Genomic DNA, 13,385 nt, shown 5'->3' with positions numbered 1-13,385 from the left:
TGACACCCTCACTCTCGGGTTCCCGGTCGCCGTCCGCTCCCCCAGCGGTCGGCCCGGGGACGTCAGTCCTCGGTCAGCCGGCGCACCAGCATGCTGCTGGAGCCGTGCTCCTCGAAGTCGGCGAGCAGCACGGCGACGGCCTCGCGAACGAGGCGGCCGCGGTCGGCCGACAACCCGTGCTCCGCACGCAGCGAAAGCCGGGTCTGTTCCAGGGCCAGCAGCTCGGCCCCGGAGACGTAGACGGTGATCTTCTCGTCGTGGCGTTGGCGCCCGCTCGGCTTCGGAGCGCGGCGTACCTTGCTCCGCCCCCTGCCGTTCGACTTGCGCGCGGGCCGCTCCGACGAGGCCTCGGTGGTGCTCTGTCGATCCTGTTCCGGTACCTGGTACTGGCGTTCGGTCTCGACCGGTTCCTCTTCGGGACCGGAGGGGCGGAAGAACAGCTCGTCCGCCCCGGGTAGCGTCACACGTCGTGACCGCTGAGAGGCCACCTCGCCAGCACCTCCTTGGCCAGCGACCGGTAGGCGTTGGCCCCGGCCGAGGACGAGTCGAACCTGGTGATGGGTTCGCCGGCCACGGTGGCGTCCGGGAAGCGCACGGTTCGGTTGATCACCGTGCCGTACACCTTGTCGCCGAAGCCGTCCACGATCGTGGACAGCACCTCGCGGGCGTGCAGGGTGCGCGGGTCGTACATGGTGCCGAGGAAACCGTCGATGACGAGGTCCTCGTTCAGGCGCTCCTGCACCTTCTGGATGGTGTCCATCAGCAGCGCCACACCGCGCAGCGCGAAGAACTCGCACTCCAGCGGCACGATGACCCCGTCCGCCGCGGTCAGCGCGTTGACGGTCAGCAGGCCCAGCGAAGGCTGGCAGTCAATGAGGATGACGTCGTAGTCGTTGATGACCGGGCGCAGAGCGCGCCCCAGCATCTGCTCACGGGCCACCTCGCCGACCAGCTGCACTTCGGCGGCCGACAGGTCGATGTTGCTCGGAATGAGGTCCAGACCGTCGACGTCCGTCTTGAGCAGGACGTCCTCAACCGTCACGTCGCGCTGCATGAGCAGGTTGTAGACGGTCAGGTCCAGCTCGCGCGGGTCCAGCCGTCCCAGGCCCACGGACAGCGCGCCCTGCGGGTCGAAGTCGACCAGCAGTACCCGTCTGCCGTACTCCGCGATGGCGGCACCGAGGTTGATGGTGGTGGTGGTCTTACCGACCCCACCCTTCTGGTTACAGAGTGCTACAATCCGTGCCGGACCGTGTTCGTCAAGCGGCGCAGGCTCCGGATATGTACGCACGGGTCTCTTGGTGTGCAGATCCGCCCCCGTGTTGCGTGTCGTCCCCCACGGGTTGCTCACCGGGTCGGCGAAGCCCTCCTCGCCGACGGGTGCGGTGTTCGCCGCCTCGTCGTTGTCCGACCAGTTCACAACCCTTGACCTCCCCTACGGACCGGCCACGGCCCGATGGGACTCTTGACGTTTCCCACGACTGGCCGCCGTCGGAAACTCAATATGTCGACAGCAACGTACCTCTGTGCGGCGACTCTAGAACGACGACACGGCGCACTTCAACATGATCCGACGAGGATTCCCCACCCTCCGCAACCGGGAGGAACCGCACGGTCGTACCCATTTCTCTCGTAGGAGAAGGGTACACACGACGCACGTCGGACTCGTCCCGAACGCGGTCGGACCCCTCCGCAGCGGGCCCCGGCGGTCACGGCGGGCCACCCGGATCCGCCCCGCGCCGCGCCCTGGGGTGACTGGACGCGTACACCTCGCGCAGCCGCTCCACCGTCACCAGCGTGTAGACCTGCGTGGTGGTGACCGAACTGTGCCCCAACAACTCCTGGACGACGCGGATGTCCGCGCCACCGTCGATCAGGTGGGTGGCGAAGGAGTGTCTCAGGGTGTGCGGAGAGACGCCCCCCACCCCGGCCCGTTCCGCCACGGCCGACAGCAGCACCCACCCGCCCTGCCGGGTCAGGCGTCCGCCCCGGGTGTTGAGGAACAGCGCCGGGCCGCCCCGCCCCGACGCGGCCAGTACCGGCCGCACCAGGGTCAGGTACCCGGCCAGCGCGCGGCGCGCGTAGGAGCCCAAAGGCACGAGCCGCTCCTTGCCGCCCTTGCCGCGGAAACGCACCAGGCCGACCGGCCCGCCCGCGTCCACCGCGTCCGCGACGTCGTCCACGTCCAGGCCGACCGCCTCCGACACCCGTGCCCCCGTGCCGTACAGCACCTCCAGCAGCGCGCGGTCGCGCTGGGCGAGAAGGTCGACACGTGCGTCCGAGGCCGGTGCCGACACCGGCCCGGCCGCTTCCAGCAGCCGCTCCACCTGGTCCAGGGGCACGGCCTTGGGCAGGCGCATGGGCGGGGACGGCGGGGTCACCTCGGCGGCGGGGTCGGTGGCCGCCCACCCCTCACGCACCGCGAACCGGTGCAGCCCCCGAACCGCGGCCAGGGTGCGTCCGGCGGAGGAGGCGCTCAGCGGCGCGTGGGCGTCGTCACCGTCGCGCAGCGCCCCCAGGAACGCTCCCACGTGCCCGGTGGTCGCCACGGCGAGGTCGGTGACGCCTTGGGCGTCCAGGTACTCCACGTAACGCCACAGGTCACGCCGGTAGGCCAGCAGGGTGTTGTCGGCCAGCGCCCGCTCGGCGCTCAGGTGGTCGAGGAACGCGGACCGGACCCGGCCCAGGGGGCCGTCGTCGAGTTCGGTCCGCCCCGGCCCGTTCTCCACTGCTTCGGTTCCCACGGGCGGTTCAGTCGTCCGAGGCCACAGGCAGGGAGGCGAACCCGTCCTGCGAGGCGGCGTGCGCGGCGAGGACGCCGATGACCGTGGCCCCGTTGTGCAGCCGCCCCTCCATGACCGCGCGCACGGCCTCCGGCAGCGGGAGCCACTCGCTGGCCAGGTCGGCCTCCTCGTGTTCGCGCACGAAGTCGATCTCCTCCTCCGGGACCTCGGTGAGGTCACGGGCGAGGAAGACGTGGATGCGCTCGTTGGAGAACCCCGTGCTCGGGTAGAAGTCCGGAAGTCTGTGCCAGGTGGCGGCGCGCAGCGAGGCCTCCTCCACCAGCTCACGGCGGGCGGTGGCCAGCGGCCCCTCGCCGTCACCGTCGATCAGACCGGCGGGCAGCTCCCAGAGCGTGTGCTGGGTGGGGTGCCGGTACTGGCGTTGCAGCAGCACCCGGCCTTGGGAGTCGAGGGCGAGGATCGCGGAGGCGCCCGGGTGGTCCATGTAGTCGCGGGCCGCCACGATCCGGCCCTGGCCGTGGGCTCCGGGCATCTCCACCCAGTCCGTGCGCATCGAGCACTTGGCGCCCCGGTAGCGCTCCTCGGACCGCTCCACCGGCCACGACTCGGGGGCGTCCGCGACCTTCGCGAACGCCCCCGTCGTCTCGTCCTCGACCGGGCGGGTGTGGTTGGCCATGCGGCCCCTCTCAGGCTCGGGCCCCACCCGCCTGGTCGTCGCCGCTAGGAGACCTTGTGCTCCAGCGAGGCGGAGATCAGGCCGCGGAAGAGCGGGTTCGCGTTGGTCGGGCGGGAGCGCAGCTCCGGGTGCGCCTGCGTCGCGATGAAGAACGGGTGCACGTCCCGGGGCAGTTCCACGTACTCCACCAGCTTGCCATCCGGGGAGAGGCCGGAGAACACCAGACCCGCCTCCTCCAGCTTGGGCCGGTAGGCGTTGTTGACCTCGTACCGGTGGCGGTGGCGCTCGGTGACCTGGTCGGCGCCGTCGTACAGGTCGCGGGCCAGGGTGCCCTCGCCCAGGTCCGCCGGGTACAGGCCCAGTCGCATGGTGCCGCCCATGTCACGGTCGCCCGCGACGACGTCCTCCTGGTCGGCCATGGTCGCGATGACCGGGTCGACGGCCTTGTCGTCGAACTCGAGGCTGTTGGCGCCCTCCAGGCCGAGCACGTTGCGCGCGTACTCGATGACCATGCCCTGGAGACCCAGGCAGATGCCGAGCAGCGGCACGCCCTTCTCACGGGCGTAGCGGATCGCGCCGAGCTTGCCCTCGATGCCGCGCACGCCGAAGCCGCCCGGGATGAGGACGCCGTCGGCGCCGTCGAGTTCGGCGGCCGCGCCCGAGGGGCTGGCGCAGTTGTCGCTGGCCACCCAGCGGATGTTCACGCGGGTGTCGGTGGCGAAGCCGCCGGCGCGCAGGGCCTCGCTGACCGAGAGGTAGGCGTCGGGCAGGTCGATGTACTTGCCCACCATGGCGATGGTGACCTCGTGGTCGGGCTGGTGCACGCGGCGCAGCAGCTCGTCCCACTCGGTCCAGTCCACGTCGCGGAAGGGCATGCCGAGACGGCGGACGACGTAGGCGTCCAGGCCCTCGCGGTGCAGGACCTTGGGGATGTCGTAGATGGAGGGGGCGTCGGGGGTGGAGACCACGCCGGCCTCGTCCACGTCGCACATGAGGCTGATCTTGGACTTCAGGCTCTGCGTGATGGGCCGGTCCGAGCGGCACACGATGGCGTCGGGCTGGATGCCGATGCTGCGCAGGGCGGCGACCGAGTGCTGGGTCGGCTTGGTCTTCATCTCGCCGGACGGGCCGAGGAAGGGGATGAGGGAGACGTGCAGGAAGAAGCAGTTCTCCCGGCCGATCTCGTGCCGGATCTGGCGGACGGCCTCGAGGAAGGGCTGCGACTCGATGTCGCCTACGGTGCCACCGATCTCGGTGATGACGATGTCGACGTCGGGAGCGTCCATCGCGTAGATGCGCGACTTGATCTCGTTGGTGATGTGCGGGATGACCTGCACGGTGTCACCGAGGTAGGCGCCCTGGCGCTCCTTGGCGATGACGCTGGAGTAGATCTGGCCGGTGGTGACGTTGGCCGAGGCGGAGAGCTCGACGTCGAGGAAGCGCTCGTAGTGGCCGACGTCCAGGTCGGTCTCGGCGCCGTCGTCGGTCACGAAGACCTCACCGTGCTGGAACGGGTTCATCGTTCCGGGGTCGACGTTGAGGTAGGGGTCCAGCTTCTGCATGGTGACCCGAAGTCCGCGTGACTTCAGGAGCCGTCCCAGGCTGGAGGCGGTCAGGCCCTTGCCAAGACTGGAGGCGACGCCGCCAGTAACGAAAAGGTGCTTGGTACTCGCGGCGGATGCCAAAGTGTTGCTCCCGTGGTTTGAGTGGCTACGGCTGGCTCGGGCGAGCTTGGCTGCCGTGCGGCGGTCCGGTTCCGAGCGGCGGCGATGCCGTTCCAGCGCGTCGGACTCCACGGGGCACCAGAATAACAGGCCCCCCGTTCGTCCACACCCGGGAACGTCCGCCCTGCCCCCGCTGTTCCCCATCCCCACCTGCGCGGTTGCCGCGAACCCCTGGTGGCGCGGGCCTCCCGCGCGAACCACCGCCCGCCGGGTGGCGAAGGCAACACCGTTCCGAACTCCCCCATGGAGCCCATGGCGGCTCCGGACCACCACTCACCGGCCCGGAGCCCGTGCCGTGGGTCAGACGGGAAAGCCTCCGGCGCGGCCGAGGTAGGCGGGCGGCTGCTTGCCGAGCCGCTCGCCCATCCAGTCGCCCAGTGCGGCCGCCCCGGACAGGCTCACCCCGGTGCGCAGACCACTGCGGTGCAGCATGTACAGCAGGTCCTCGGTGCCGATGTTGCCGGTGGCGGCGGGAGCGAACGGGCAGCCGCCGAAACCGCCCAGGCTGGAGTCCAGGACCCGGACGCCCTCCTCCACCGCGGCCAGGGCGTTCGCGTAGCCGGTGTTGCGAGTGTTGTGGAAGTGGCAGCGCAGGGTCCGGCCGCCCGCCACCTCGGCGGTGCGGTGCAGGAGGTCGCGCACCTGCGCGGGGACGCCCACCCCGATCGTGTCGGCCAGGGCGATCTCCACGGCTGCGGTGTCCGCGATCCGCCGCACGACCTCCACCACGCGTTCCGGCGCGACCTCGCCGTCGAACGGGCACCCGAAGGCCGTGGAGACGGTGACGCTCAACGGCACCCCCGTGCCCTCCAGGGCCCGGTCCATCTCCACCAGGGAGTCCAGCATCGCCTCGACGGTGGTGCCCTGGTTGCGGGTGCTGAAGCCGTCCGTGGCCGGAACCGCCACGTTGACCTCGGACACCCCGGCCTCCAGCGCCCGGTCCAGCCCGCGCCGGTTGAGGGCCAGACCGATGAAGGAGACACCGGGCAGCCGCGTGACCCCGGCCATGACCTCCTCGGCCCCGGCCATCTGCGGCACCCGCTTGGGGTTGACGAAGCTGACCGCCTCGATCCGCCGCACCCCGGCGGCCACCGCACGGTCGATCAGCTCCACCCGGTCCTCCACCGACAGCACGGTGGACTCGTTCTGGAGGCCGTCACGCGGCCCCACCTCCACGATCTCCACGTGCTCGGCACCCTCGGGCCCACGGTCGTCCGCGCTCATCGACTCCACCTCTCCCCGCCACACTGCGCTTGCGCGCCCAGGCTAACCAGCCCGCCCCGTGAACTCCGTCACCGGGGCGCCGGTCAGTCGGGGGTGCGCGCCGAGGTCAGCGCAGCGCGAGGGCGGGACGGACCTCCCAGGTCGTCCACACCGGGCGGTAGCCCATCCGGTGCCAGAACGGCCCGGAGAGCGGGTTCATGGCGGCGTAGTTGAGCACCGACACCCCCACACCGTGGCTGTCCAGCGCCTGGTGCGCCTGGCTCACCAGAGCGGTGCCGATCCCGTGGCCGCGCTCGGCCTCGGAGACCACCCCGTAGCCGATGTGCGCGATCGGCCGAGCCCGGACCAGGGACTTCGCCCAGCGGGAGCGCTCCGGCGGTGACACCCACAGCAGCCCCACGGCCCGGCCCCGGCGCTCGGCCAACCAGATCCACGAACGCGAACGGTTGAGCGCCCGCGCGGCGACCTTGCGGGTCTGCTCGGCGGTGTCGGGCTGGAGGAACACCCCGCCGAAGTGCTGTTCGTACCGGTGCTCCTCCATCAGCAGACCCACCACCTGGGTGAGGTCGCTGGTGTCGGCCAACCGGATGACCACGTCACGCGGGGGCAGGGAGGGCGGCACACCGCGGCGGCGCTGGCGCGCGGCGAGCACGGTGTAGGGCTGGAGGCCGTGGCGTTGCAGGGGGATGATCCCGGCGACGTCACGCGCGGGCCAGCTCACGAGGGCCGCCGACTCCGAGCCGGTGCCCGTGGGCAGGTCCTCGATCTGGTCGCGCCAGCTGGTGAGCAGGGAGTCCAGCGCGCGGGCGGGTTCGGGGCCGCCGACGATGGGGGTGAGCCAGTGCTGGTCGGGCACGCCCCAGATGCGGCCCACCTCGCCCGGCTGGTACCAGGTGTAGTGCATGCTGCCCGCGGCGACGGTTCGGCCGTCCTCGTCGCTGACGGTCAGCAGGGGGTAGGAGTTGGCCGCGAACCCCACGGGTTCGGGCAGCAGGGGGTCCGACTCCGCCCAGCGCTGGGCAGCGGAGTGCACCAGCGGATCGAGTCCGATGTCGCCGCCAGGCGACTCATCATGCCGCACCCGAGCGACATAACCACTCACCCGCCCCACCCCTCCATTCGTCAAGAGCGTGCCCCGACCGGACTGACGGGTGCGGTCGCGTCGCGGCGCCCTTCGCGGACCCCGGACCGTCGTCCGAACCAACCGACGTGTCGGGACAGGATCGACCGTACCGCCTCGAAGCGGTACGGGTGACCGAAAGCCGGAGAACACGGGCCCGTCCGTCTCTCCGGAGGGGTCTCGGCGAACCCCTGCCCGACCACGCCGACACGGCAAGCTCGCGAACGCGCACCACGGTAACGGATGGAGGGGTCGCGCCCGAAGGGCGGGGAGGCTCCTCGGTGACGGGGCTATTCGGCCTCGGGGCTGGCGGTACCGCCCTCGGAGACCGTGGTGTTGCGTCCGTGGTTGATCACCTCGGGGTCGCCGGAGGCGAAGGAGACCTGGTTGTCCACGCCCACGAGGACGATCTTCTTCGCCGTGCCCACCTCCACGACGGAGTTGCGCCCGGTGGCGCGGACCAGCCCGCAGTCGCCGTCCAGTATCACGACGGCGTCGTCTGCCTTGACCACGACCTCGCGGTCGGCGCAGTCCTCGTGCACCTCGGCACCGTCGTCGACCACCACGATGACCTGGTCGTTGGAGACTCCGTCCACCGGCTCGTCCTCCGGCCCCTGGCCGAGGTCGGGAGTGGGGGCGATCTCCTCCGGGTCGTCACCGCCCCGGTCGAGCCCGCACCCGGCCACCAGGAGACCCGTCAGCACCGCGACGAACGCGATACCCAGAACTCGACCGACCATGAACTCCCCCACACCCGAAAAAGGCAAAAGCGACATTCGACTTACGCAAAGCACAAGAATATGTCACGTGAAGGTAACTATGCGACCCAACCGTACTGGGATCGTGCTCGATTCGAGACGGGAACGGCGGTCGCCGTGGGGATTCCCGGTGCGGAACCCCCGCACCGACAGGCCTGGAGGCACCCTACCGGGTGCAGCCAGGATCACTTCAACCCGGCCGCGTCCATCCCCCGAAGCTCCCGCTTCAACTCGCCGATCTCGTCCCGCAGCCGGGCGGCCAGCTCGAACTGGAGATCGGTCGCGGCCTGGTGCATCTGATCGCTCAGCTGGTCGATCAGCCCGGCCAGCTCCGCACGCGGCATGTTCGCCACGTCCGCGCGCTCGCCCAGGGCGGGCACCGGCGCCCGGCCCGCCTTGGCGCCCTGGCGGTACCCCGTCGACATGAGCTCCTCGGTGTCCACGTCCTCGCGGTTCAGGGTGTCCAGGATGTCCGCGATCTGCTTGCGCAGCGGCGTCGGGTCGATCCCGTGCTCCGCGTTGTAGGCCAGCTGCTTGTCCCGGCGCCTCGTGGTCTCGTCGATCGCCGCGCGCATCGAGTCCGTGACGTTGTCGGCGTACATGTGCACCTGACCGTCCACGTTGCGCGCCGCGCGGCCGATCGTCTGGATCAGCGAGGTCTCCGAACGCAGGAAGCCCTCCTTGTCCGCGTCCAGGATCGCCACCAACGACACCTCCGGCAGGTCCAGGCCCTCACGCAGCAGGTTGATGCCCACCAGCACGTCGAACTCGCCCACCCGCAGCTCACGCAGCAGCTCCACCCGGCGCAGCGTGTCCACCTCGCTGTGCAGGTACCGCACCCGGATGCCCAGTTCCGCGAAGTAGTCCGTGAGGTCCTCGGCCATCTTCTTGGTCAGCGTGGTCACCAGCACCCGCTCCGAGCGCTCCGCGCGCTCGGTGATCTCGTGCACCAGGTCGTCGATCTGCCCCTCGGTCGGCTTGACCACCACCTGGGGGTCCACCAGGCCGGTCGGCCGGATGACCTGCTCGACCACGTCGCCGGCGGCCTGGCGCAGCTCGTACTTGCCAGGCGTCGCCGACAGGTACACCGACTGATCGATCCGCGTCGTGAACTCCTCCCACTTCAGCGGCCGGTTGTCCAGCGCCGAGGGCAGCCGGAAACCGTGGTCGACCAGGGTCCGCTTGCGCGCCGCGTCACCCTCGTACATGGCGCCGATCTGCGGGACCGTGACGTGCGACTCGTCCAGGACCAGCAGGAAGTCCTCGGGGAAGTAGTCCAACAGCGTGTTGGGGGCGCTGCCCGGCTCACGGCCGTCGAAGTGCCGCGAGTAGTTCTCGATCCCCGAACACGTGCCGAGCTGGCGCATCATCTCCAGGTCGTGGGTGGTGCGCATCCGCAGCCGTTGCGCCTCCAGGAGCTTGCCCTGGCCCTCCAGCTCGGCCAGCCGTTCGCCCAGCTCCGCCTCGATCGTGCCGATGGCCCGCTCGGTGCGCTCCTCACCGGCCACGTAGTGGGAGGCCGGGAAGATGAACATCTCCTGGCTCTCCCCCAGCACCTCGCCGGTCAGGGGGTGCAGGGTCAGCAGCCGCTCGATCTCGTCACCGAACATCTCGATGCGGATCGCCAGCTCCTCGTAGACCGGGATGATCTCGATCGTGTCCCCGCGCACCCGGAACGTCCCCCGTGTGAACGCCATGTCGTTGCGCGTGTACTGCATCTCCACCAGGCGGCGCAGCAGGTCGTCGCGGTCCACCTCCATGCCCACCGACAGCTGGGCCATGCGGTCCACGTACTCCTGCGGGGTGCCCAGACCGTAGATGCAGGAGACCGACGCCACCACGATCGTGTCCCGCCGTGTGAGCAGCGAGTTGGTCGCCGAGTGCCGCAGCCGCTCCACCTCGTCGTTGATCGAGGAGTCCTTCTCGATGTAGGTGTCACTCTGCGGGACGTAGGCCTCGGGCTGGTAGTAGTCGTAGTAGGAGACGAAGTACTCGACGGCGTTGTTCGGCAGCATCTGCCGCAGCTCGTTGGCGAACTGCGCGGCCAGGGTCTTGTTGGGCTGCATCACGAGCGTGGGCCGCTGGAGCTGCTCCACCGTCCACGCCACCGTGGCGGTCTTGCCCGTACCGGTCGCTCCCAGCAGCACCGTGTGCTGGTCGCCCTCCCGTACCCGCTTGGTGATCTGCTCGATGGCCCCCGGCTGGTCCCCGGCGGGGGTCATCTCCGAGACGACCTCGAAGGGTGCCTCACTGCGCTTGATGTCACTGACCGGTCGCACTTGCCCTCTTCTCCCTACGAACGTCGGGCCGCCCCTCGCCCACGTGTCCCTCACTCCAACGCTACAGACCGCCCACGACATCCCGGAGGCCACGGACGCCTCCCCGTCGGCCCCCGAACGGAGCGTCACCGCCGCCGAGCGCACCGTCCTCGCGGCACGTCGACCACGGCGCACGACTTCCCGAAGGCGTCGGGAACCGGTGGGGACCCGGCGGCATCTCACCGACGTCCGATCCCCGAAGAAGGGTGATGTGCACCGTGACCCCCAGCACACAGGCGACCTTCGACCCGAACCTGCGGTCCGGGACCCTCAGGCGTCTGAAGGCCTCCCCCGAAGGCCTCAAAAGCCCGAGCCCGATCAGGCTCCCTCTGCCGCGTTGGTACCTGATCGCCCTCGCCGCGGTGGCACCCGCCGTCCTCGGCGCACCTCTGGTCCTGACTCCCGGAGCGTCCGGCTTCGTGGTGCTCACGCCGCTCATCCTCGTGACCGGGCTCTGCTGCGCCTTCCTCTGCCTGAGGGTCGTGGTGCACGACATGCTGGACGACGAGGACGACAGGTTCTCCAACTTGGTCTTCGTCGTGGGCGCCCCCTTGGTGGGCTTCGTGTTCCCCACGTGGTGGATCCTGCTCATCGCCAGGATGCTCGCGGCGGAGGAGCCATCCGTCACGGCGCCCCTGATGCCGGGCACACCTGGCGCGGTCGTGCTCTGGTTCCTTCCCGTGATCACCCTGGTCGTGTTCCTCGTCGTCCGGCGCCCCTGGGACACCGCCGACCTCGCCGCTCGGCACCGTGACGACTACGTCATCCGCGCGGACCTCCGATTCACCCTGAGCGCCCAACTGCTGGACAGGCTCCAGCGGGTGACCGCGCGCGCCGAGCACGCGCACCTGGTCCTCGGCACACCGGTGGGTCTGGACCATGCGCTGCCCCTGCTGCGCTCGGAGGAGTGGCGCCTGGCCAGGGAGTGCCTGCACCTCGACCAGCTGCGCGGAAGGCTGGTCGACAGCCAGAGGGAGGGCACCAGCGCACCGCTCGGGGAGGCGCTCGCTCCGCAGTGGAGTGTCCTGGAGGAGGCCACGGAACGCCTGACCGAGGAGGTCGACCGGTTGAACGCCTACGGCGAGAGGATCCAGACCGCTGTGGAAACCCACAAGGAGTGGGTCAGGCTCCAACGCGTCGCCGACCAGGCGGGCGACTTCGCCGACCTCGCGGCCAGGACACCGACGGCGGCCCCGGGTACGCCGAACGCCCTTGACGACAGCCTCCACGGAGCCGAGGCCGCCCGGGCGGTACGGGAGGAGATGATCCGGGAGACCGTCCAGGCCACGGCCGACCTCTTCCGCGGCACTGACGGGTCGAAGGGCCCCTAGACCGTTGATGTGAAATGTGTGCCCTGGTCAGCGGTCGTCAGCGATCAACGACCGCTTGACTGGGGCACCGAGCATCCGCTTGTGCCAGGTCACCAGCCACATCGCGACCGTGAACAGGGCCGGGTCCGCCGAGCGCACTGGCGGTTGCGTTCGGACTGGTCGGGCAGGCGGGGTGCCCCGCACTGTGGCGCGGCTCGTAGGAAGTGATCACCTCAGCGTCCAGTTGGACGTGGAGCGCTATCGAAAGGGCGTCAAGGTCCCTGGGCACACTCTGGTCCTCGACGCCCTTCGTCCTGCCCGCAGGGGATTCAGGGATCTGCCATCAACGCCCTAGTCCGCTCGTGCCAGGAGTTCTCCCCACAGTTCGGCGACGCGGTCGGCCAGGTCCTCACGGGTTCCGGAGTTGTCCACCACCAGGTCGGCGGCGGCCAGACGGGTCGGCCGGTCGGCCTGGGCCGCGATCCGGGCCCGCACCTGCTCGGGCGGCAGGCCCCGGTCACGGGACACCCGCTCCACCCTGAGTTCGTCGGGGGTGTCCACCACGACCACCACGTCGTAGAGCGGCTCCAGCCCGTTCTCCACCAGCAGCGGCACGTCGTACACCACCACGCTGGCCCCGGAGGCCTCGGCCTGCGCCATGAGCTCACCGCTGCGCTCAGCCACCCGAGGGTGGACGATCGCGTTGAGCCTGGCCAGACGTGCCTCGTCGGCGAAGACGATCTCTCCCAGCGCGGGCCGGTCGAGGCCCCCGTCCGGGCCGAGCACCCCCTCGCCGAACTCGGCGACCACCTCGGCCAGTCCCGGCGTTCCGGGCGCGACCACCTCACGGGCGATGGCGTCGGCGTCGATCACGACCGCGCCGTAGGAGGACAACGCGGACGAGACCGCGCTCTTGCCCGAACCGATCCCACCGGTGAGACCCACTTTCAGCATGGGCCACACCCTAGGGGGCGCGGCGGTCAGGCGTCACGCCGACCCCGCGCCCACCCGGTCCAGTTCCTTGCGCATGTGCACCATCACGAGGTGGTCGGCGACCCGCTCACGGTGCGTCTCGGCGTACCCCAGAGTCCGGTACAGGCGCTGGTTCCTCGGGCTCTGCGCGCCCGTGAACAGAGTGAGAGCCGTCAGTTCGGGCCTGCGCTCACGCAGGTCGTCCTCGACCCGGGCCAGCAGCGCCCCGGCGATCCCCCGACGGCGCATGTCCGGGGCCACGACGAGGCGCCCCACCACCCCGGTGGTCTCGGTGGTCCCGGCCCGGACCGCCCCGACCACACGGTGCCCGACCACGGCCTTGAGCACGAGGGCGTCACCGTCGGCGAGCAACCCCTCGATCCGTGACAGCCCCTCGGTGAGCGGCAGGATGAACGGGTCCCCGTAGGCCTGGGCCTCGTCCACGTAGGCGGCCCGTTGCAGGGTGAAGATCTCACCGGCGTCGTCGGGGGTGGCCGGGTGGATGTCGAACACGTCGCCTCCTCAACTGGTCCCCGCCC

At 70.4% G+C, this 13,385-nt stretch carries 12 protein-coding genes; 1 reads left to right on the top strand and 11 read right to left on the bottom strand.

Features of this window, described 5'->3' with window-relative positions:
- Positions 1 to 62: 62 nt before the first annotated feature.
- The 9 genes from D452_RS0113030 to uvrB form a co-directional block, all read right to left on the bottom strand.
- Positions 63 to 464, bottom strand: coding sequence for a hypothetical protein (locus D452_RS0113030; protein WP_017544592.1), 402 nt, complete (start codon positions 462 to 464; stop codon positions 63 to 65).
- Positions 461 to 1,420 (bottom strand): ParA family protein, encoded by a 960-nt coding sequence (locus tag D452_RS0113025; protein WP_017544591.1) that lies wholly within the window; start codon positions 1,418 to 1,420, stop codon positions 461 to 463. The genes D452_RS0113030 and D452_RS0113025 overlap by 4 nt, the downstream gene beginning before the upstream one ends.
- Positions 1,421 to 1,709: 289 nt before the next feature.
- The gene (locus D452_RS0113020) at positions 1,710 to 2,744 is read right to left on the bottom strand and encodes a site-specific tyrosine recombinase XerD (RefSeq protein WP_152498584.1); all 1,035 of its coding nucleotides are present in this window, start codon (positions 2,742 to 2,744) and stop codon (positions 1,710 to 1,712) included.
- Between the two features lie 7 nt (positions 2,745 to 2,751).
- Entirely contained in the window at positions 2,752 to 3,420 is a 669-nt protein-coding gene (locus D452_RS0113015) for an NUDIX domain-containing protein (protein WP_017544589.1), read from the bottom strand.
- A 44-nt stretch (positions 3,421 to 3,464) separates the two neighbouring features.
- On the bottom strand, positions 3,465 to 5,105 hold the full coding sequence (locus tag D452_RS0113010; RefSeq protein ID WP_083927514.1) for a CTP synthase: 1,641 nt from the start codon (positions 5,103 to 5,105) through the stop codon (positions 3,465 to 3,467).
- A gap of 339 nt (positions 5,106 to 5,444) precedes the next feature.
- Positions 5,445 to 6,368 (bottom strand): hydroxymethylglutaryl-CoA lyase, encoded by a 924-nt coding sequence (locus D452_RS0113005; protein WP_026129263.1) that lies wholly within the window; start codon positions 6,366 to 6,368, stop codon positions 5,445 to 5,447.
- A 106-nt stretch (positions 6,369 to 6,474) separates the two neighbouring features.
- On the bottom strand, positions 6,475 to 7,470 hold the full coding sequence (locus D452_RS0113000; RefSeq protein WP_026129262.1) for a GNAT family N-acetyltransferase: 996 nt from the start codon (positions 7,468 to 7,470) through the stop codon (positions 6,475 to 6,477).
- A gap of 308 nt (positions 7,471 to 7,778) precedes the next feature.
- Positions 7,779 to 8,228 (bottom strand): DUF3060 domain-containing protein, encoded by a 450-nt coding sequence (locus D452_RS0112995; protein ID WP_193374232.1) that lies wholly within the window; start codon positions 8,226 to 8,228, stop codon positions 7,779 to 7,781.
- Between the two features lie 203 nt (positions 8,229 to 8,431).
- Positions 8,432 to 10,525, bottom strand: coding sequence for an excinuclease ABC subunit UvrB (gene uvrB / locus D452_RS0112990; protein ID WP_017544584.1), 2,094 nt, complete (start codon positions 10,523 to 10,525; stop codon positions 8,432 to 8,434).
- 257 nt (positions 10,526 to 10,782) lie between these two features.
- Here uvrB and D452_RS29250 point away from each other — a divergent pair, with 257 nt between their 5' ends.
- Positions 10,783 to 11,895 carry a hypothetical protein gene (locus D452_RS29250; protein ID WP_152498583.1) on the top strand — a complete coding sequence of 371 codons (1,113 nt, stop codon included), beginning with the start codon at positions 10,783 to 10,785 and terminating at the stop codon, positions 11,893 to 11,895.
- Between the two features lie 330 nt (positions 11,896 to 12,225).
- Here the strand turns inward: D452_RS29250 and coaE are convergent, their stop codons facing one another.
- Both coaE and D452_RS0112970 read right to left on the bottom strand, forming a co-directional pair.
- A complete protein-coding gene (gene coaE, locus D452_RS0112975) occupies positions 12,226 to 12,828 on the bottom strand; it encodes a dephospho-CoA kinase (RefSeq protein ID WP_017544581.1) in 603 nt (200 codons plus the stop codon).
- A gap of 33 nt (positions 12,829 to 12,861) precedes the next feature.
- Entirely contained in the window at positions 12,862 to 13,359 is a 498-nt protein-coding gene (locus tag D452_RS0112970) for a GNAT family N-acetyltransferase (RefSeq protein WP_017544580.1), read from the bottom strand.
- Positions 13,360 to 13,385: the final 26 nt, after the last annotated feature.

The sequence above is a fragment of the Nocardiopsis prasina DSM 43845 genome, assembly GCF_000341265.1.
Classification (GTDB): Bacteria; Actinomycetota; Actinomycetes; order Streptosporangiales; family Streptosporangiaceae; genus Nocardiopsis; species Nocardiopsis prasina.
This window is presented reverse-complemented; position numbering and strand designations above follow the sequence as displayed.